This is a genomic window from Mycolicibacterium arcueilense, from assembly GCF_058536225.1.
On record NZ_JBZTYL010000027.1, the window covers coordinates 37,223 to 55,614 of the forward strand.

The following is an 18,392-nucleotide window of genomic DNA, read 5'->3' on the forward strand; positions in this document are numbered from 1 at the left end:
AAAAAGGATGACAGTGCCCACTTTCGACCACGACAGACTGTTCATCAACGGCAGCTGGACCGCCCCCTCCGGGAACGGGTTCATCGAGGTCGTCGACCCGGCGACCGAAGAAGTGATCGGCCACGTGCCCAATGGCGACGCCGTCGACGTCGACATCGCGGTGGCCGCGGCCCGTCAGGCGTTCGACCCGCTCATCACCGTTGACGAACGTCGGGACCGGGTGCAGCGGGTCATCGCTGCGATGGAGAAACGCCTACCCGATATCGCCGAACTCATCACCGCCGAGATGGGTGCCCCCATACGCATCGCGCAGACGGTGCAGACGCAGGTGCCGCTGGCGGTGGCCAAGGGTTTCGCCGATGTGCTGGAGACCTTCGAATTCGAAGAGCGCATCGGCAATTCGCTGGTCCTGAGGGAGCCCTACGGCGTCGTCGGCGCCATCACGCCGTGGAATTATCCGCTCTACCAGGTGGTCGCCAAGGTGCTACCCGCCATCGCTGCGGGCTGTCCCGTCGTGCTCAAACCCAGTAACGAGGCCCCGCTTTCGGTGTTCGCCTTCGTCGAAGCCTGCGAAGAGGCTGGCCTGCCACCGGGGACCATCAACCTCGTCTCAGGCCCCGGTCGGGTGATCGGCGAACGCCTCGCCTCACATCCCGATGTCGACTTCGTCTCGTTCACCGGGTCCACCGGTGTGGGCGCACGCGTCGGAGAGCTGGCCGGCCAGTCGATCAAGAAGGTTGCCCTCGAGCTCGGCGGCAAGTCGGCCAACGTCATCCTCGACGGCGCTGATCTGGCGACCGCGGTCAAGGTCGGGGTGGGCAATGCCTTCCTCAACGGCGGTCAGACCTGCATGGCCTGGACCAGGATGCTGGTGCCGCAGAGCCGCTACGGCGAGGCCCTGGACCTGATCGAATCCACCGTCGCCCGCTACACGGTGGGTGATCCGCGCGACCCGGCGACCCGGATCGGACCGTCGGCGTCGCGGTCGCAGTTCGACTCGGTGCGTGGCTTCATCGAGCGCGCCCAGCGCGACGGTGCCCGGTTGCTGACCGGCGGCGCGGATCCGATCCGCGACGTCGGGTACTTCGTGGCACCAACAGTTTTCGCCGACGTGGATCCCGAGTCCGAACTCGGTCAGGAAGAAGTGTTCGGTCCCGTGCTCGCGGTGACGCCCTTCTCCGGCCCCGAAGAGGCACTGCGCATCGCCAACGGCACCCCCTATGGATTGTCGGGCGCAGTGTGGGCCGCCACCGACGACGACGCCATCGCCTTCGCCCGCCAGGTGCAGACCGGCCAGCTCGACATCAACGGCGGCGCCTACAACCCGACCGCCCCATTCGGCGGGTACAAGAAGTCCGGGATCGGCCGTGAACTGGGCCGGTTCGGCTTCGAGGAGTACCTCCAGACCAAATCCCTTCAGCTCAAGGAGCATGCGTGACCTCACCGCTCGACGTCCATACCGACGGACCGGTACAGATCTGGACGATCAACCTTCCTGAGGTCGGCAATGCCATCACCGGCAAGGACGTCATCGCCGCATTCGAGGACAAGGTGGATGCGGTCAACGCCGACAACACCGTGGGTGCCGTCATCCTCACCGGTGCGGGCAAGATCTTCTCGGCCGGCGGCAACGTCAAGGAGATGGCCGACCGTCAGGGCATGTTCGGTCTGGATGCCATCGACCAGCGACGGGCCTACATCGATGGGATCCAACGGATCCCACGTGCTCTGGGTCGCCTCGAAGTCCCTCTCATCGCTGCGGTCAACGGCGCCGCCATCGGCGCCGGGTGCGATCTGGCGATGATGTGCGACATCAGGATTGCCTCCGAGCGCGCATCCTTCGCCGAGAGCTTCGTGCAGCTCGGCCTCATCCCGGGCGATGGCGGCACCTGGTTCCTCCCTCGCGCCATCGGCTACGCCCGCGCCGCCGAACTGACGTTCACCGGCGAACGGATCGACGCCGCAACGGCGTTGGAGTGGGGACTCGTCAGCCGAGTGGTAGCGCACGACGAACTGCTGTCCGAGGCTCGCACACTCGCCGACAAGATCGCGGTCAACCCGCCGCGCCCGCTTCGGATGGCCAAGCGCCTGCTGCAGGAATCGATCACCGGCTCCCTGGAATCGACGCTCTCCATGGCGGCGGCAATGCAGCCGCTGGCCCACCACGACGCCGAGCACCAACAGCGCATCGCGAAGTGGCGGACATCGTGACGGGCACGCACCTGGCACACCTGGACCGGTTACGCCGGGAGGTCCGTGGCTTCCTGGCCGAACAGTTGGCCGTCGGTACGTTCCGACCGTCGGTCGACGCCTGGTTGTGTGGGTGGGACGAGAACTTCACCGCAGCCCTGGCGAAGCAGGGTTGGCTGGGCATGACCGTTCCCGTGCGCTACGGCGGTCATGGCCGGTCGTTTCAGGAACGGTTCGTGGTGACCGAAGAACTGCTGGCCGCGGGCGCCCCGGTTGCCGCCCACTGGATCGCCGACCGCCAGATCGTGCCGTCGCTCCTGAAATACGGGACGGAAGAGCAGAAGTCAGAGTTCCTACCTCGCATCGTGCGCGGTGAATGTTTCTTCGGCATCGGGATGAGCGAACCGGATTCCGGCTCCGATCTGGCGAGCGTCCGCACCCGTGCAGCACGAGTCGACGGCGGGTGGTCGATCACCGGTACCAAGGTATGGACCTCGGGGGCGCACCGCGCTCATGCCTTCATCGTGCTGGCCCGCACAGAACCGGTCGATCCGTCGCATCGGCATGCCGGGTTGAGCCAGTTCATCGTCGACCTGCGCACCCCGGGCGTGCGGGTCCGCCCGATCATCTCGATGAACGGCGGACATCACTTCAACGAGGTCGTGCTCGACGAGGTGTTCGTTCCCGATGCCATGGTCTTCGGCGAGATCGGCCACGGCTGGACCCAGGTCACCTCAGAACTGAGCTTCGAGCGCAGCGGGCCGGAGAGATTCCTGTCGACGTTCCCCCTGCTGGCCCGCGCGCTCGAAAACACGTCAGATGATGCCGAATTGGGCCGTCTGGTCGCGCGCGTCGCCGGTCTCCATCACATGTCAACTGCGGTGGCCGGCGCCCTGGAGCGCGGTGAGAATCCCGATGTCCCGGCAGCCGTCGTCAAGGTCCTCGGCACCACGGTCGAAGGCGACATCGCCGACTACGCAGACCGGCAGAACGGAGATGACGCCGCCAGGGATGCCGAGTGGGCGCACCTGGTGGCCACTGCGGTGGATCAGCGCCCCGGCTTCACGTTGCGCGGCGGAACCAACGAAGTACTGCGCGGTGTCATCGCGCGGGGATTGGGTATGCGATGAACACAACTGAACTCGCTGTCAGCACGCTGTCGGCGGTGGACCCCGATCTCGCGGCCATGATGGACGGCGTCTTTGCCGAGTACCGCCAGACCGCAGGCCCGGTTCGCCCGGGTGAGCGCGTCACCTATGACCGCGCACTGTGGCAGCAGCTCGAGTCCCTGGGACTGGTCCGCCTGACCGGCGCCGAGGAATCCGGTGGCAGCGGCGCAGGTTGGCTCGAGGCAGCTGAGTTGCTCAGTGCCGCAGTCCGTCACGGTGTCCGCATCCCCCTGGCCGAACACGATCTGTTGGCCTGTTGGATGCTGGAGGCAACCGGCAGGCCCGTCGATGGCGCCGTGCGAACGGTGTGTGTGGCTCCACTGCGCGGCGAATCCCCCGCACCTGTGCCGTGGGCCGCTGATGGGGAACGGATCGTCGTGCTCTGGCAGGCCGGCGACGAATACCGGCTCACCGAGTTCGACACCGCGGACCTGTCGATCACCCCGGGCACCAACCTGATCGGCGAGCCGCGCGACACGATCACCATCGACACCACGTCAATGACGGGACCACCGGTGCCTACCCGATTGGTTGACCAGCTCGCCCGCAAATCCGCGATGGTACGCGCGATTCAGGTGTGCGCGGCGCTCGATCGTGCTGTGGCGCTGTCCATCGAACACGTGGCGTCACGGGTGCAGTTCGGGCGTCCGCTGGCGAAGTTCCAGGCGATTCAGAACCTGATCTCGGATGCGGCGGCAGAGTCGGCGCTGGCGCGGGCCGCCACCGAGGCTGCGCTGCACACCGCCATCGGAACGGACTGGCAGTCAGCTCAACTGGACTTCCAGATCGCGACCGCGCGATCGTGTACCGGGCATGCCGCCTCGGTCGTGACCCGCAACGCGCACCAGGTGCACGGCGCGATCGGCACCACCCACGAGCATCGTCTGCACGAGTTCACCCGCGCAGCCTTGGCCTGGCGCTCGGAGTTCGGCTCCGTGCGCTTCTGGGATGACCGGGTTGCGGCGGCGGCCGTTGCGGCAGGCGGACAACAGCTCTGGGCGTTGATCGCCGGCGCATAGCGGTTTGGTGTTCCGCTGACCGGTCACCGGTGCTGTTACCGGCGCCACATCACGGGTTGACTGCCGGCATGAGCAACCAGATCGCCCTGTCCGATGTCCAAGAGTTCATCTCCGGTTTCTGGTACCACTACGACCAGGGTCACTTCGATGAGGTCGGCATCCGCCTCGCCGACGAGATGGAGTACCTGAGCCGCTCAGACTCCGGTGCCTGCCCGTTCGAGCACCTGCTGGCCGCAGAACTGCACGGTAAGGCCGAGACGGTGGCCTGGCTCATTGAGCACCGCAACGAGAACCCGTACCCGTGCCGTCATCACGCGACCAACGTGTTCCGCACCGGAGTCGACGGCGCGGTCACCAACGTCCGCTTCTATCTGTTCGTCAACCAGATCACCAACAACGTTCCGTTCGCGGTGTCCAGTGGGGTCGTCGATGCCGGGATCCGGCAGTCGGACGACGGTCTGGTCTTCACCTCGCTGAATGTCGTGCTCGACGCCGAGGACTCGGTCCCGTTCGCCGAGCACGCCGCCAAGGCCTCGTCCATCACAACGTCGGCCGCCGGCGCCCCTTCCGCGTGAACGCCGCAGAGGTCTTCGGGGGCGGAGTCGCCGTCATCACGGGTGCCGGCGCCGGAATCGGCGCCGGCCTCGCGCGGCATGCCAGCCGGTTGGGTATGACGGTGGTGCTGGTCGACATCAACGCCGACGCCATCGCGGGCCTCCGAGAGGAGATCAGCGCCGCCGGCGGGTCGGCGACCGACGTGGTGTGCGATGTGCGTGATGCCGCTGCGGTGCAAGCGATGGCAGACGACGTCTACCGCGAACTCGGACCGGTACGCCTGCTGGTGAACAACGCCGGCATCGAGCAGTTCGGATATCTGTGGGACACCCCGGTCGACAACTGGCAACGTGTCGTCGACATCAACATCAGCGGAGTGTTCCACGGCGTCAAGGCATTCCTGCCGAAGATGATGGCCACCGACGCACCTGCCTGGGTATGGAACCTGTCCTCGATCGGCGGTGTGGCCGTTGTCCCGCTGCAGGCGCCCTACATCATGAGCAAGCATGCCGTTCTGGCCCTGACGGAATGCCTGCACCTGGAAGTGCAGTCCGCCGGACATGACCATCATGTGCACGTGCAGGCGGTGCTACCGGGCGCCGTGGTATCCAACATCTTCGAATCGGCAGGCGGAGTCCAGTCCGGCGATGCCGGCGCGGCCGAAGGACAGCGCGCCGCCATGCTCGACATCAAGGCCGAGGCGATGGATCCGCTGGCCGCCGCCGAGGTGGTGTTCGAGCAGGCCGCCGAAGGCCGGTTCTATCTGCTCACCCAACCCGATTACGTCGGCTCGGCGATGTCCGAGCGGGCCCGGGTGTTGAGCAACCAGGAGGCTCCCCACTTACGGACCGAGCGCCGTTTCGATCCGGCTCAGAGCTGAAATGTCCTATCCACCACTGGATCCCGATGCGGCCGCACGAGTTTCCTCGTTCGGTGAGATCGCTCCCATGCGGGCCCGCGGCCTGCAGGCCGTGCGGGCCGGCCTCGAATCCGGACCGCTGCCCGAGATGCCGGCCATGGCGGGCATCGAAGACCTGACGGCCACAGGCCCGGGCGGTCCGATACCGCTGCGCCTGTATCGGCCCAGCCCGGAGCCCGGTCTGCCCGTACTTGTGTACCTGCACGGCGGCGGGCTGGTGATGGGTTCCAATCGTTCGTTCGAGCCGTTGGCGCGCGAACTGGCACACTCCAGCGGCGCCGCGGTGGCGGCGGTCGAGTACCGACTGGCACCGGAATCGCCACCGCCAGCGCAATTCGACGACGGTTACGCGGCCACCGAATGGGTTGCCGCTCATGCCGACGAACTGAACCTCGATGTAAGCCGGCTGGCGGTCGTCGGCGACAGCGCCGGCGGATCGCTGGCTGCCGCAGTGACATTGGCGGCCCGCGATCACGGCGGTCCACGAATCTTCGCCCAGGTATTGATGTATCCCGGCCTGGACCGCGACATGGGCGCGGCATCCATCACCTCCATGCCCGACGCCCCACTGCTGCGCCATGAAGACATCGTCTACATGCACGAACTGGTCGACCGTGGCGGAGCGCCGCGAGACCCGTATCAGGTCCCGGCGTATGCGACCGACCTTCGTGGCCTGCCGCCGGCGATCGTCGTGACCGGCGAGTGCGACCCGATCCGTGATTGGGGCGAGCGCTACGCCGGGCGCCTGCGCGATGCGGGCGTGCAGACCACCCTCACGCGTTATCCCGGTATGTACCACGGCTTTCTGATGCGCGCCGACTCCACCGCGCGGGGCCGCCTGGCCCTGGCAGAGATCGGCGCGCTCCTGCGGGCGAAGTTCGCGCATCCCTTGGCATTCTGAGGGTCTCCCTGTTCGGGGTTCGCTGTCGCGATATCACGTCGGCGAGTCCTTCTGCCGGAGGTGTTCGAGGACCCGGCTGCGGACAGGTTCGACGTCGGCCAGGAGACCGTGCCCCGCACCGGGGAGAATCACCGTGTCCGCTCCGGCACGCCGCGCGACTTTCGCTGCTGCCTCCGAATCGTGCACCTGACTCGCCCCGGCCAGGGCGACGAGGGTCGGGACCGGCAGGTGCGTCAGCCCGTCCGGCAGGTGCGGATGAACGATCGGCGAAGCCGGGAAGTGCGCGGCTCCGTGCGCGAGCAGGTCAAGGTAGGCCTCCAGATGGGCCGGCCCGCTGCCGGGAGCGCCCGGTGCCAGCATCGCGCGAGCATCCTCGAAAGTCGGGGGCGGGTCGCGGTTCCGGCCAAGCTCCTCGAACTCAGGGCTGAGACCGGCGAAGGCCAGGGGCGGATCGAGCAGGACCAGCCGCCGCACCCGTTCGGGATGGGCGAGCGCGAACCGGAGTGCGAGGTGCCCACCCAGGGACTGACCGCACAGGTCGGCCGCGGGCAACTCGAGCAGATCGAAAGTTTCCGCCAGCCAGTCCACCAGATCTTCCATGCTGGTCAAGGCTGCGCCGGTGTGCCGACTGCGGCCCGGCTCGCCCATGGTGTCCACGGCCCGCACGTGGTGCTCCTCGGCCAGCGAACCGACTACCGGATACCACATTCCGGACGTGCCGCTGTATCCGTGGAGCAGGACCAGCGACGGCGCTGCGGTCGGGCCCGCGGACGTGACCCGTGTCGTCCCGTACCGTCCCGGAAGATCGACCGTCTCGGCCGGCACCGGCCAATTGGCCATCACCGCGTCGTAGGCCGCGAAATATGCTGCCTCCAGCTCGGGGTCGGTGAATGCGGTCATCTCGCACCACTCCTTTCCAAGTCAGATGTATTAAGTCAGATGTATGGTAATAGCGAAAGGGGTGCGCGTTGCCGAAACAGGTCGACCACCGAGAACGCCGCGAAACCATCGCACGCGCGCTGTGGCGGGTAGTGGAACAGCAAGGATGGTCCCGGGCGACGATGCGCGAGGTCGCCGGCGCGGCGGGCGTCTCCCTCGGCCAGGTCCAGCACTACTTCGCCTCCCGGACAGCGATGCTCGAATTCGCGATGGAGTTCGCTTCCGAACAGACCTCGCAGCGCGTGACCCAAAGCCTCCAGCGTCTCGGCTCACCCCCGCACCCCCGAGACGCACTGCGCGTGATCCTCATAGAGATGCTCCCCCTGCACGCAGACGCCCGCGCCACCAGCCGTATGAGTGCCGCCTACACCCTCGAGGCGCTGCACGACCCAGAGCTACATGAACGGGCCCGCCTCGGACTCCGGAACGGCAGAACGCTGACAGAACGCCTGATCAGGCAAGCAATTGCCGACGGCCACCTCCCGCCGGATCGCGATCCGGTCATCGAGACAAACCTTCTGCTCGCACTGACCGGGTTCACCCCGCTTCTCGACCTCGATGTCATCGATCCCGACGCCGCATCGGCCGCTATCGATTACTACCTCGACAGACTCTTCGACGGCCCATCGCCCAGTCCCAGCCGGTGAGCTTGCGGCAGGCGCTCGAAACCTCGTGCGGCGGGATCAGATACCGAGTACCTCTCGCGCCCGGTCAATTTCGTCGGGATCGGCTGTCGTCGGGACGAGCCTGAGCTCATCGAGACCCGCTTCGCGCGCGCCGTTGACGGCTGCGAGGAGCCCGGAGGCTCCGCAATTCAACGTCCCTGCGGTCGGGGCCGTGAGGAAGGAGGACTCAGCTCCGGTGAGGTCGACATCTTGGTTCCAGAAATCCTGTACATGCTCCCCGAGTTGGTTCTCCGGATCCGGACCGAGCGCGAACCAGACCGGTGCGGAGAAGTGCGGCCGTTCCGTCCTTCCCGCCGCCCGCCAAGCCTCCATGACGCGCTCACGCTGCGCAGCCAACGCCTCGGCGTCGAAGTGAAGTGAATGCGCCGGGTCGCTCACTCCGTCAGCCCACTGCGCGGCTCGGGCGAGCGCCTTGGGGCCGATCACTCCGGCGACGAGCGGGATGCCCCCAACCTGGACGGGCACGGGACCCACCGGAAGGTGTCCTTCGACGGGAGGCTCCTGTGCCCACACCCTGCGCATCGCCGCTACGGCCTCGTCCATACGTTGACGCTTCCGGTCGAGCGCGCTGCCGACTGCGACGTAGTCCTCGTCCCATGCGCCGATACCGACCCCGAGCGTCAGGCGCCCGCCGGACAGGACATCGATGGTCGCCAGGTCCTTTGCGAACAGGACCGGGTCCCGCATCGGGAGCGCAACGACGTCGGTCCAGAGCCGCACGCGCTCGGTCATCGCTGCCGCGGCGGCAAGCTGGGGGACAACCGACCAGCTGTCGGGATAGAGCACCCGCTCGTACGTGACGAGGCCGTCCCACGGCCCTTCGTCGATCTTGCGATACCACGCAAGCTCCGTCTCGCGCCCGTGAGGGAAGAGGGTCGGAAGACCCATGCTGATGTGCATTTGGGAGTACATCCCTTTCCGAGGGGTTCTGGCGACCACCGCGGGGTTATTTGAACAGAATGTCGCGTTAACGCCCTCCAGTTGGACCGCTCAGCGGGAGGCGGTGATTCTCGACCTAAATGCCGTAGTAGACCGGTGGCATGCGCGTCCCGGATTCAGCAGTCAAACCACGCGTCCGGCCCGGAGGACGCAGCGAGCGCGTCCGCGAATCTGTGCTGCGCGCTTGCCTGGAACTGTTGACCGAGGGCAAGGTCGAACTCCCGATCGCCGAGGTTGCCGATCGGTCGGGCATCAACCGCGGCACCATCTATCGCTGGTGGCCCACGGCGACCGAGCTGCTCAACGATGCCCTGGCGTTCCACGCCCGTCATCGCACCGATGCTCCGGACACCGGAGCGTGGGAGAGCGATGTCCGCTCCCTGATCACCGAGCTCGCCTCGCTTGCAGCCGATCCCGTCGAGCGCGGGATCATGGCCACGATGATCTCGGCCCGATACCCGTCACTGAACGACGCGATGATGGGTTGGTACCGAAACGACCTGCCAAAGTGGTTCACGATGGTCGGACGCGCCATCAGCCGCGGCGAAGTGAGCCCTGACGTGGATCCCGCGATCGTGCTCCAGATGATGCTGGCGCCGGCCGTGTCCGTCTCTCTCTTCGAAGGGCGGGCTCTGACCCACGAGGAGATCGACTCCCTCGTGACACTGGTCTGCCGCGCAACGGCACCTGCGCGCAGCTGAGCAAACGACCGCTACGTACCTGGTGGCGTCTTGAATTCGTGTCCCGATCAGCGGTCACCTCTACGTTCGAAAATTCGCAGTGCCTCCAGACTCGAACGAGCGATACCGCTGAAAGCCTTTAGGAGACAAGAATGCTGACCGACGAACGGCGCCTTGAGCTGTCCGACATCCTGCGTCCCGCCGCCCCACCGCGCGAGCTCACCGACATCTACACCGAAGACCAGAAGCGCAGACTGCTCGATGTCGCACACACCCAGGGCCCGTGGAAACTGATCATCGCGCAGCACTTCGCCTCGGCCGACGAGTTGATGGCCACCATGAGCGGCGCCTTCCCCGAGGGATTCACCCCGTCACTGGACCTGTTCCTTACCCCGACGTTCCGCGGTTACCTGGCCAACTACGGCGCCGTTCTGTACCCCGAGCTGCACGACTGCTTCTACAACGCCGGCTTCATCGAGCAGGCCAAGAGCTACTGGAACGCCGAGTACGCCAAGCCAGAAATGATGCTGTTCAACATCAACGGGCCGTGTGCCAACCGCGATCCCGGCCACCTGGACTCCCCCAGCTTCCGCGGAGTGCGCCACGAGAACGCCCCCACCTGGTTGTGCAGCGTGATGGGCAAGTCCGGCCTGTTCACCGGCTACCTGATCAAGATGGCTCAGGTCATCACCTGGTTCTCCCTCGACGAAGGTTCGGGCTTCACCTACTGGCCCGAGGGTCCGCTCAAGCCGCCCGCCCGGGTACTGCCGCCGATCAACAACCGCGGTGTCGTCGTGCAGAACGAAATGATGGTGCACCGCGGAGAAGCCAACGGTCCATTGGAACAACAGGTTCCGGCCGGCCTCGCGTTCGACACCACGTTCACCGGCGACCCGGCAGACCGCGACCAGTGGCTGCTGAAGAACGGCGAAGATGTCATTGCCCGCCACCACACCGACGAGCTGAGGTTCCTCGTCCACTGGTCTGCTGAAGTCTTCTCCGACTACGAAGAACTCAAGAAGAACATGGACGGCTCGGACGACATCACCATTGAACGCGCCATCGGAATGATGGTCGATGATCTCAAGGAGAAGGGCATCAAGCTCGACGTGCCCGCCGAACCGCTGCACGACCCGATGTTCATCGGTGCGCTCAATGCCGCCTACGACCTCGGTGGCCCCAGCAGCTACCCGGAAGAGGCTCCGATCTCCGCCTTTCAACTCGCCTGATCTCGAAGGGGATATCTGATGGACCGTTTCTCAGATCGTCGCGTGATCGTCACCGGCGCCGGGTCGGGTATCGGCGCGGCCACCGTGGCGCGCCTGCTCGATGAAGGTGCGACGGTGGTGGCCTACGACATCTCGGCCGACGGCCTGGCCGCGACTACCGAAGCCGCCGAGGAAGCAGGCACCGCAAAGCGGCTCACCACAGCCGTCCTCGACATATCGCGCGAGGAGGACGTGATCGCCGCGGTAGACGCTGCCGTCGCCGAGCTGGGCGGCCTTGAGGTTCTGGTCAATGTGGCTGCGATGCAAACGTGTTCGCACACCCACGAAACCACTCTTGAGGAGTGGAACCGCACCTTGGCGGTCAACCTCACCGGCACCTTCCTCATGACGCGCCAGGCGCTCCCTGCTCTGCTCGAATCGGGGCGAGGCGTGGTCGTGAACTTCACGTCGACCGCCGCGATGTTCGCGCACCCTTACATGGCGGCGTATGCGGCCAGCAAGGGCGGCATACTCAGCTTCACCCACTCACTGGCACTGGAGTACTCGAAGCAGGGTCTGCGCGCGGTCAACATCCAGCCCGGCGGGGTGTCAACGGCCCTGGCCAACAGCACTCTTGACAAGATGCCGGAGGGATACGACCTCGGCCTGTGGGCCAAGCAGACCCCGCTGCTGCACGGCACCGAAAGCGAAATCCTCGGGGACCCAGGCGCAGTAGCATCGGTCATCGCCATGGTCGCCTCCGATGACGGCGCGTTCATCACCGGCACCGAGATTCGCGTCGACGGCGGCGCGCACACCTGAGCAGTGGAAGGAATGTGGGCATGGATTCAGTCGCCCTGAAGGTGATGCGCGATGAGCGAGACATCGAACGGGCGCTGCATCTGTTTGCCCGCGCGATGGACAACCGGGACTGGGCGGCGATGGCCGCGATCCTGGCCGACGACGTCGAAGGAGACTTCGGCACCGGACGCCTGGTGGGAGTTGCCGCCATCCTCGACATGATTCGCGGATTCCTCGACAGTTGTGGCCCTGCCCAACATCTGTTGGGAAACATCATCATCGATGTCGTCGACGACACCGCCACGAGCAAGGCTTACATCCGCGACGTCCACCTGAATACTGCCGGCGACCCTTCGACCCGCTTCTACACGCTGGGCGACTACCACGACACCTGGCGGCGTGACGGCGATGGTCGTTGGCGTATCACCGAACGCATCAAGGCCAACCGTGCGTATGTGGGTCCGCTGGAAATCTTTGGTAGCTAGTGCCCGGTCAGCGAGAGCAACTGCGCTCAACCACCTGAGCGGAATCTAGTGTTGTCACCGTGAGCGCATCTGAGTTGAAAGTAGCGATGTTTCGCCCCCAGGCGACCGATTCATGCTTGGGAACAACAGAACTCACCGCGCGCCGGATGGCCCGTCGTGAGCGGATTGTCAATGCCGCGATGTCGCTGGCCTTCCAGGGCTACGACGCATGCCAAATCCGTACAGTCGCCGCGACGGCAGACATGTCGGCGAGCACTGTGTACCAATACTTCCCATCGAAGGATGACCTGCTGCTCGCATGCTTCTACGAATGGCTGTGGGATTTCGAAACTGACTATCGTTGCGGCACCGGCGACACGGATCCGTTTCAGCGTCTGCTGCAGGTTTCCCTGGCGCTCACCGGCAGGCTCTGCTCCTCACCACGATTTGCCGAAGCCATGATTCGCCCGTATCTCTATGCCGACGGAACTGCTGCGACCCAGGCCGACCTGGTGCGACGGCAGACCGTTCGGATCTTTGTTCGTGCCGTCGGAGGCGAGAATTCGGCAACGAGGGAGATCGGCGCGGCCGAAATCCTCTCCGACGTCTGGATGTCCAACATCGCCGCATTCGCTCAGCAGCGCATCGCTGCGGGAGAACTGTCAGAACGGATCGCCCGTACCGTCGGCCTCCTGAAGAGGTAGCCGACGGTTCCGGGCTTCACGACGTCTCGTCGACGACCTGCAGCGCTCCCGTGCGCACGGCGTCGGCGATGGAAACACCCAAAGCCGAGCAGGCCAGGAACAAACCGTGCCCACCGTTGCCGGCCAATTGTGCAGCTGTGCAACGCTCTTCACAACGCGCCAGGGCGGCGCCGGACCACTGAACGCTGGTCTGGTTCCAGCTGCTCTTGCGCACCTCGACGCCGGCGCCGCAACGTGCGCACGTCACCGGCGCCATCGGCGCGTCGTCGAGACGATTGTCCGGACGGACGGCCATCCTCACCCCACGGACCCGGAGGTGGTGGAGCGGGCAGCCAGATTGGCTTCCACTTCCCTCATCCATGCCTCGTACGGCCGGGTGGTGTCCAGTTCGAATTCGAAGCGGTCCACCATGTCCGGCGCGACGTCCGCCGCATCGACATAGAACTGCTCGTACCAGCGCCGCAGCTGGTACACCGGTCCGTCCTCTTCCACGAGCAGCGGATTGTCGATCCGAGTCTTGTTGCGCCAGATCTCGACGTCCTGCTCGAATCCCATCTTGACGAAGTCACCAAGTGCGATGGCGGTCTCCATCGCGAGTTCCTCCGGCATGGCCGCATTCTTCTCCACCACGATGCCGTACTGCAGCACAAAAGAATTGGCATCGATCGGATAGTGGCAGTTGATCAGGACCGTGCGCTGATCGAACTCCTGGTAGTGATAGATCAGATCGTCGATCATGAACGACGGGCCATGGTAGGCGGCCAGTGAGGTGGTCCCGAGCAGCTTGGACCCCTCGGGGTCGCCGATATCCGGTCGGCCCGCACTCTTCATGTACTGAGTCGCGACCTGGCCTTCGAAAATGTTCTTGAAGTGCGTGGGAAGCGAACCGTGGATGTAGAAGAAATGCGCCATGTCGACGACGTTGTCGATGATCTCGCGGCAGTTTGTGTTGACGACCGTGGTGTACCAGTGCCATTCGGTCCACCCATCGCTGGTGGCCCCCTCGATGCGGGGAATAGTCACGTCCGCCGGCGGCGGCTTGCGCTCGGGGTCATTCCAGACGAACAGCATGCCGTCCTGCTCCAGCGTGGGCCAGGCCGCGGTGCGGGCCAGCCGCGGGGTGCGCTTGGCGTAAGGCACCAACTTGCACCGGCCGTCGCCGCCCCAGCGCCAATCGTGGAACGGGCAAGCGATCTCGTTGCCCTTCACCGTCCCTTGCGAGAGGTCTCCGCCCATGTGCCGGCAGTATCCGTCGAGCACGTTGATGGCGCCGTCCTCGCCCCGGAACACCACCAGCTTCTGCCCGAAGGCATTGATCTGGTGAGGCTCTCCATCACCGAATTCGCGGACCAACCCCAGGCAGTGCCAGCCCCGGGCGAATCTGGTGGGTACCGAACCGGCCTCGATCAACCGAATTTCGTCGGTATCTGCGTGCGTCGTCATGGCCTCATTGAACTGCGGTGACGGACTGGCGGGAAGGTCAGTGTTCCGCTCAACAGGAGACTGGAATCAACTTTGCCGGTTGTCGCCATATCGTCTCCGGTCGTGACCGCCACCACCCACAAGACCATTCCCGCCGGACTGACCGTTGCCGCCACCGACGTCGACCTGCTCGTCGTCGGATCCGGTACCGGCCTGGCCGCGGCCCTGGCAGCCCGCGAGCAGGGATTGTCCGTTCTCGTCGTCGAGAAGTCGTCCTACGTCGGCGGTTCGACGGCCCGATCCGGTGGTGCGCTCTGGCTGCCGTCGAGCCCGGTGATCGAGGACTGCGGTGGCAACGACCCCGTGTCTCGGGCACACACGTACCTGGAGTCGGTCGTCGGGGATTCCGCACCACGGGAGCGCTCCGCCGCATACCTCGACAACCTGCCGGCCACGGTCGAAATGTTGCGCCGAACCACACCCATGAAGCTGTTCTGGGCCAAGGAGTACTCCGACTATCACCCCGAGGCCCCCGGCGGGTCGGCGGCGGGACGCACCTGCGAATGCCGCCCGCTCAACACGGCCGTGCTAGGCGAATACCTGGCCGACCTACGGCCCGGCGTCATGGAAGTCAAGATTCCGATGCCGACCACCGGTGCCGACTACCGCTGGCTGAACCTGATGAGCCGGGTGCCACGAAAAGGGCTGCCCACCATCGCAAAACGACTTGCGCAGGGCATCGGCGGGCTCGCCCTCGGTAGGCGTTACGCCGCCGGTGGTCAGGCCCTGGCCGCCGGATTGTTCGCCGGGGCGATCCGGGCCGGCATTCCGATCTGGCTCGACACCTCACTGACCGAGCTGGTCACCGACGGAGGCCGCGTCACTGGCGCCGTCGTCGAGCATGGCGACAAGACGTTCACCGTCACCGCCCGACGCGGCGTCGTACTCGCCGCCGGCGGTTTCGATCACGACATGAAGATGCGTCACAAGTTCCAATCCGAGTCTCTCGGAAGCAATCTCAGCCTCGGTGCCGAATCCAACACCGGAGACGCCATCCGACTGGGACAAGAGGTCGGCGCCGACATCGCCTTGATGGATCAATCATGGTGGTTCCCCGCCGTGGCGCCACTCCCGGAGGCCGCTCCTGCGGTGATGCTCGCGGAGCGGTCGTTGCCCGGATCGTTCATCGTCGACCAGGACGGTCAACGGTTTGCGAACGAATCGGCCGACTACATGAGCTTCGGGCAACGCGTCCTGGAACGGGAAGCTTCGGGAACCCCGGTCGAAAGCATGTGGATCGTCTTCGATCAGCAGTACCGCAACAGCTACGTCTTTGCCGCCGAACTGTTTCCGCGCATGCCGATCCCCCAGACCTGGTACGACGCCGGAATCGCGGTCAAGGCAGACAATTTCAACGAGCTGGCAACCAAGATGCGGGTGCCCGAGGACAGTTTCTCGGCCACCGTCAGGCGGTTCAACGAGAACTCGTTCGCCGGTGAGGATCCCGACTTCGAACGCGGCCGCAGCGCCTACGACCGTTACTACGGCGATCCCACGGTCACGCCGAACCCCAACCTGCGGCCGCTGGTCAAAGGCCCGTTCTACGCGGTCAAGATGGTGCTCAGCGACCTGGGTACCTGCGGCGGCCTACGAGCCGACGCCCAAGCACACGTGCTTCGCGAGGACGGCACCGTCATCGACGGGCTTTATGCGATCGGCAACACCGCCGCCAACGCATTCGGTAATACCTATCCCGGTGCCGGGGCGACCATCGCACAAGGGTTGGTCTACGGCTACATCGCCGCACTCGACGCGGCGGGAAAGTAACACGACGGGAGGAAAGTCAGTCGGCGTCTTCGGCGTCGGCTTTCTTCTCGATCTCGTACCAGTACGAAGGGTCTGGCCACGGGATCTTGGCGCCTTCACCGACTTTCGGGAAGTTGGCCTCGGCCTCGTCGAGATCTTTGATGAGTTGCAGCGTGAGCTCCCGTTCGGACGCGTAGTAGCGATCCGCCCAATCCAACGCGATCTTGGCGTATGCCCATGACGGATTGACGCCGGCCCAACGGGCGTCTTTGGCGGCGTCGCGTTGCATCTCATCGACGTAGGCCAAGTGCTCCTGGAGTATCTGCTTCAGCGTGGCGGGGTCACTCAGGTGGCCCATCGTCACCCGCATGAGTGCCGGGTGCTTCAACGACGGAGGATCCGGTGGCGTCTTCCGTGCCCACTGCGTGACGGCGTCCAGGCCCGACTGCGTGATCTTGTAGAGGCGGCGGTTGCGCGTACCGGTGCCGTCGACCCGCGAGGTGAGGTAGCCCATCTTTTCGAGCTTCTTCAGATCGGAGTAGATCTGGCTGTAAGCGGGGCTGCCGTAGTAAAAGCGCATGCTCCAGTGGAGCCATTTGCGGATGTCGTAACCGGAGAGTTCTTGCTCGTACGACAGCAACCCGAGCAGCGCCCAGCTGTTCGCGGCCAGCGCCGGCTTGGCTGTCTGCTCGGAATCTTCCATGGTGCAAGGGTAACAATCGAGGTCACGACACCTCTCCGGCCAAACCACTGACCGGGAGACACCGTTGCCCACGGTCCATGTCTCGACGAATCTGGTTGACGACGCGAGATGAGGGAGACGCAGCGATGGGACTCGATAGCACTGCGACACTGGGCAGCCCACCCCAACGACCAGGCCCCCAGGACATGAGGGCGGTGCTCGGTCACTTCTGCACCGGCATCGCTGTCATCACCGGTCACGACGGGCAGCGACCGCTGGGTTTCACCTGCCAATCGGTGACGTCGGTGTCGCTGGAGCCGCCCTACGTGTCGTTCTGCCCGTCGCGATCCTCCTCGACCTGGCCGCTGATCCGAGCTACCGGCCGGATGTGCATCAACATCCTGGCCGACCATCAGCAAGCGGTCTGTGCCCAGTTCGCACGCAGCAGCGTGGACAAGTTCGCCGGAGTCCACTGGAGCCCGGCTGCGAACGGCGCCCCGCGCCTGCACGACACGTTGGCCACCATCGAAGCCGATCTTGAGTACGAGCACGGCGCGGGCGACCACACCATCGTCGTCGCCCATGTCACCTCGTTGAGCGCCGACGGCGGACAGCCGTTGTTGTTCTACCGCGGTGATTACGGTGGCTTCGATGACCGGCGACTCGATTCCACGAGGGAGTGAGGAATTGTCCATTCACAGCGAAACCCATGTCCCAGAAGCGCTTTACGCATCCATCACCGAATCCGTCCGCCGACTCGTCGATGCGACCATCCGAAGTCAAGCCGATCTCGACACTCTCCTGTCCGCCAAGGCGAAGATCGATGCGGCCGCAAGCGAACTCAGCCAGTCGCTGATCCCCGGTTCGTTCGGTGTGCAACAAGCCGTCGACGGCCAATCACTGGCGTGGGGAAACGCCGTCATCGGGCTCCGCAATGCCGTGGCTCCGCCCTTGGTGGTCCACCACGAGTCCGACGGGCGAGTTTGGGCCGACGTGACGCTCGGTGCGGCATACGAAGGGCCCGCCGGCCACGTGCACGGGGGAATCTGCGCGCTCTTGCTCGACCACGTCCTCGGCGCAACGGCACACAAGCCAGGGCAGCCTGCCGTGACCGGCACTCTTACCCTCCGCTACGAAGCCGGCACTCGGCTCGGACCTGTTCGCGCCGAGGCGCACATCGACCGGGTAGAAGGTGTCAAGACCTTTGCGGTCGGTCACCTCGCCACCCCGGACGGCATCACGGTCCGCGCTGAAGGTGTCTTCTTTCATCCACGCCGGCCTGCCGGATAGCAGGCACGGCACTACTAT

Annotated in this window: 21 protein-coding genes; 16 read left to right on the forward strand and 5 right to left on the reverse strand. The window is 65.3% G+C overall.

What is annotated here, in order from left to right:
* Nucleotides 1-7 precede the first annotated feature (7 nt).
* The 7 genes from AC4LGL_RS26915 (at nucleotide 8) to AC4LGL_RS26945 (ending at nucleotide 6,753) form a co-directional block, all read left to right on the forward strand.
* Nucleotides 8-1,438, forward strand: a complete 1,431-nt coding sequence (locus tag AC4LGL_RS26915; protein WP_491841438.1) for an aldehyde dehydrogenase family protein — start codon at nucleotides 8-10, stop codon at nucleotides 1,436-1,438.
* On the forward strand, nucleotides 1,435-2,211 hold the full coding sequence (locus AC4LGL_RS26920; RefSeq protein ID WP_491841439.1) for a crotonase/enoyl-CoA hydratase family protein: 777 nt from the start codon (nucleotides 1,435-1,437) through the stop codon (nucleotides 2,209-2,211). The genes AC4LGL_RS26915 and AC4LGL_RS26920 overlap by 4 nt, the downstream gene beginning before the upstream one ends.
* Nucleotides 2,208-3,320 carry an acyl-CoA dehydrogenase family protein gene (locus AC4LGL_RS26925; protein WP_491841440.1) on the forward strand — a complete coding sequence of 371 codons (1,113 nt, stop codon included), beginning with the start codon at nucleotides 2,208-2,210 and terminating at the stop codon, nucleotides 3,318-3,320. Before AC4LGL_RS26920 ends, AC4LGL_RS26925 begins: the two co-directional genes overlap by 4 nt.
* Complete coding sequence (locus AC4LGL_RS26930; RefSeq protein WP_491841441.1) at nucleotides 3,317-4,378, forward strand: acyl-CoA dehydrogenase family protein; 1,062 nt, start codon at nucleotides 3,317-3,319, stop codon at nucleotides 4,376-4,378. The genes AC4LGL_RS26925 and AC4LGL_RS26930 overlap by 4 nt, the downstream gene beginning before the upstream one ends.
* 68 nt (nucleotides 4,379-4,446) lie before the next feature.
* On the forward strand, nucleotides 4,447-4,953 hold the full coding sequence (locus AC4LGL_RS26935; protein WP_491841442.1) for a polyketide cyclase: 507 nt from the start codon (nucleotides 4,447-4,449) through the stop codon (nucleotides 4,951-4,953).
* A complete protein-coding gene (locus tag AC4LGL_RS26940) occupies nucleotides 4,950-5,813 on the forward strand; it encodes an SDR family NAD(P)-dependent oxidoreductase (protein WP_491841443.1) in 864 nt (287 codons plus the stop codon). The genes AC4LGL_RS26935 and AC4LGL_RS26940 overlap by 4 nt, the downstream gene beginning before the upstream one ends.
* Before the next feature lies 1 nt (nucleotide 5,814).
* Nucleotides 5,815-6,753, forward strand: a complete 939-nt coding sequence (locus AC4LGL_RS26945; RefSeq protein ID WP_491841444.1) for an alpha/beta hydrolase — start codon at nucleotides 5,815-5,817, stop codon at nucleotides 6,751-6,753.
* A 33-nt stretch (nucleotides 6,754-6,786) separates the two neighbouring features.
* On the opposite strand, the gene AC4LGL_RS26950 is transcribed toward AC4LGL_RS26945, so the two are convergent.
* A complete protein-coding gene (locus AC4LGL_RS26950) occupies nucleotides 6,787-7,653 on the reverse strand; it encodes an alpha/beta fold hydrolase (RefSeq protein WP_491841445.1) in 867 nt (288 codons plus the stop codon).
* A 68-nt stretch (nucleotides 7,654-7,721) separates the two neighbouring features.
* On the opposite strand from AC4LGL_RS26950, the gene AC4LGL_RS26955 reads away from it, so the two are divergent.
* On the forward strand, nucleotides 7,722-8,339 hold the full coding sequence (locus tag AC4LGL_RS26955) for a TetR/AcrR family transcriptional regulator (protein ID WP_491841446.1): 618 nt from the start codon (nucleotides 7,722-7,724) through the stop codon (nucleotides 8,337-8,339).
* Between the two features lie 36 nt (nucleotides 8,340-8,375).
* On the opposite strand, the gene AC4LGL_RS26960 is transcribed toward AC4LGL_RS26955, so the two are convergent.
* On the reverse strand, nucleotides 8,376-9,266 hold the full coding sequence (locus tag AC4LGL_RS26960; RefSeq protein WP_491841447.1) for an LLM class flavin-dependent oxidoreductase: 891 nt from the start codon (nucleotides 9,264-9,266) through the stop codon (nucleotides 8,376-8,378).
* A 152-nt stretch (nucleotides 9,267-9,418) separates the two neighbouring features.
* Here AC4LGL_RS26960 and AC4LGL_RS26965 point away from each other — a divergent pair, with 152 nt between their 5' ends.
* The 5 genes from AC4LGL_RS26965 to AC4LGL_RS26985 all read left to right on the forward strand — a co-directional run bounded on the left by AC4LGL_RS26965 (nucleotide 9,419) and on the right by AC4LGL_RS26985 (nucleotide 13,174).
* Complete coding sequence (locus AC4LGL_RS26965) at nucleotides 9,419-10,018, forward strand: TetR/AcrR family transcriptional regulator (RefSeq protein WP_491841448.1); 600 nt, start codon at nucleotides 9,419-9,421, stop codon at nucleotides 10,016-10,018.
* Between the two features lie 131 nt (nucleotides 10,019-10,149).
* Complete coding sequence (locus AC4LGL_RS26970; RefSeq protein ID WP_491841449.1) at nucleotides 10,150-11,226, forward strand: hypothetical protein; 1,077 nt, start codon at nucleotides 10,150-10,152, stop codon at nucleotides 11,224-11,226.
* 18 nt (nucleotides 11,227-11,244) lie between these two features.
* Entirely contained in the window at nucleotides 11,245-12,027 is a 783-nt protein-coding gene (locus tag AC4LGL_RS26975) for an SDR family NAD(P)-dependent oxidoreductase (protein ID WP_491841450.1), read from the forward strand.
* Between the two features lie 20 nt (nucleotides 12,028-12,047).
* The gene (locus tag AC4LGL_RS26980) at nucleotides 12,048-12,491 is read left to right on the forward strand and encodes a nuclear transport factor 2 family protein (protein ID WP_491841451.1); all 444 of its coding nucleotides are present in this window, start codon (nucleotides 12,048-12,050) and stop codon (nucleotides 12,489-12,491) included.
* Between the two features lie 59 nt (nucleotides 12,492-12,550).
* Complete coding sequence (locus AC4LGL_RS26985; protein WP_491841452.1) at nucleotides 12,551-13,174, forward strand: TetR/AcrR family transcriptional regulator; 624 nt, start codon at nucleotides 12,551-12,553, stop codon at nucleotides 13,172-13,174.
* 16 nt (nucleotides 13,175-13,190) lie between these two features.
* Here AC4LGL_RS26985 and AC4LGL_RS26990 read toward each other — a convergent pair whose 3' ends face one another.
* Both AC4LGL_RS26990 and AC4LGL_RS26995 read right to left on the reverse strand, forming a co-directional pair.
* Nucleotides 13,191-13,469, reverse strand: coding sequence for a ferredoxin (locus tag AC4LGL_RS26990; protein ID WP_491841453.1), 279 nt, complete (start codon nucleotides 13,467-13,469; stop codon nucleotides 13,191-13,193).
* A 2-nt stretch (nucleotides 13,470-13,471) separates the two neighbouring features.
* Nucleotides 13,472-14,617, reverse strand: coding sequence for a 3-ketosteroid-9-alpha-monooxygenase, oxygenase component (locus AC4LGL_RS26995; RefSeq protein ID WP_491841454.1), 1,146 nt, complete (start codon nucleotides 14,615-14,617; stop codon nucleotides 13,472-13,474).
* Between the two features lie 102 nt (nucleotides 14,618-14,719).
* Here AC4LGL_RS26995 and AC4LGL_RS27000 point away from each other — a divergent pair, with 102 nt between their 5' ends.
* Nucleotides 14,720-16,423 (forward strand): 3-ketosteroid-delta-1-dehydrogenase, encoded by a 1,704-nt coding sequence (locus AC4LGL_RS27000; protein WP_491841455.1) that lies wholly within the window; start codon nucleotides 14,720-14,722, stop codon nucleotides 16,421-16,423.
* 16 nt (nucleotides 16,424-16,439) lie between these two features.
* Here AC4LGL_RS27000 and AC4LGL_RS27005 read toward each other — a convergent pair whose 3' ends face one another.
* On the reverse strand, nucleotides 16,440-17,105 hold the full coding sequence (locus AC4LGL_RS27005) for a PadR family transcriptional regulator (RefSeq protein WP_491841456.1): 666 nt from the start codon (nucleotides 17,103-17,105) through the stop codon (nucleotides 16,440-16,442).
* 125 nt (nucleotides 17,106-17,230) lie between these two features.
* Between AC4LGL_RS27005 and AC4LGL_RS27010 the strand changes: the two genes are divergently transcribed.
* Both AC4LGL_RS27010 and AC4LGL_RS27015 read left to right on the forward strand, forming a co-directional pair.
* Nucleotides 17,231-17,767, forward strand: coding sequence for a flavin reductase family protein (locus AC4LGL_RS27010; protein ID WP_491841457.1), 537 nt, complete (start codon nucleotides 17,231-17,233; stop codon nucleotides 17,765-17,767).
* Nucleotides 17,736-18,374, forward strand: coding sequence for a PaaI family thioesterase (locus AC4LGL_RS27015; RefSeq protein WP_491841458.1), 639 nt, complete (start codon nucleotides 17,736-17,738; stop codon nucleotides 18,372-18,374). Before AC4LGL_RS27010 ends, AC4LGL_RS27015 begins: the two co-directional genes overlap by 32 nt.
* Nucleotides 18,375-18,392: the final 18 nt, after the last annotated feature.

Coding starts and splice junctions, on each gene's coding strand:
- AC4LGL_RS26915 (WP_491841438.1), top strand. CDS start 8: ATGACAGTGCCCACTTTCGACCACGACAGACTGTTCATCAACGGCAGC.
- AC4LGL_RS26930 (WP_491841441.1), top strand. CDS start 3,317: ATGAACACAACTGAACTCGCTGTCAGCACGCTGTCGGCGGTGGACCCC.
- AC4LGL_RS26935 (WP_491841442.1), top strand. CDS start 4,447: ATGAGCAACCAGATCGCCCTGTCCGATGTCCAAGAGTTCATCTCCGGT.
- AC4LGL_RS26945 (WP_491841444.1), top strand. CDS start 5,815: ATGTCCTATCCACCACTGGATCCCGATGCGGCCGCACGAGTTTCCTCG.
- AC4LGL_RS26950 (WP_491841445.1), bottom strand. CDS start 7,653: ATGACCGCATTCACCGACCCCGAGCTGGAGGCAGCATATTTCGCGGCC.
- AC4LGL_RS26960 (WP_491841447.1), bottom strand. CDS start 9,266: ATGGGTCTTCCGACCCTCTTCCCTCACGGGCGCGAGACGGAGCTTGCG.
- AC4LGL_RS26965 (WP_491841448.1), top strand. CDS start 9,419: ATGCGCGTCCCGGATTCAGCAGTCAAACCACGCGTCCGGCCCGGAGGA.
- AC4LGL_RS26970 (WP_491841449.1), top strand. CDS start 10,150: ATGCTGACCGACGAACGGCGCCTTGAGCTGTCCGACATCCTGCGTCCC.
- AC4LGL_RS26975 (WP_491841450.1), top strand. CDS start 11,245: ATGGACCGTTTCTCAGATCGTCGCGTGATCGTCACCGGCGCCGGGTCG.
- AC4LGL_RS26980 (WP_491841451.1), top strand. CDS start 12,048: ATGGATTCAGTCGCCCTGAAGGTGATGCGCGATGAGCGAGACATCGAA.
- AC4LGL_RS26990 (WP_491841453.1), bottom strand. CDS start 13,469: ATGGCCGTCCGTCCGGACAATCGTCTCGACGACGCGCCGATGGCGCCG.
- AC4LGL_RS26995 (WP_491841454.1), bottom strand. CDS start 14,617: ATGACGACGCACGCAGATACCGACGAAATTCGGTTGATCGAGGCCGGT.
- AC4LGL_RS27005 (WP_491841456.1), bottom strand. CDS start 17,105: ATGGAAGATTCCGAGCAGACAGCCAAGCCGGCGCTGGCCGCGAACAGC.
- AC4LGL_RS27010 (WP_491841457.1), top strand. CDS start 17,231: ATGGGACTCGATAGCACTGCGACACTGGGCAGCCCACCCCAACGACCA.
- AC4LGL_RS27015 (WP_491841458.1), top strand. CDS start 17,736: ATGACCGGCGACTCGATTCCACGAGGGAGTGAGGAATTGTCCATTCAC.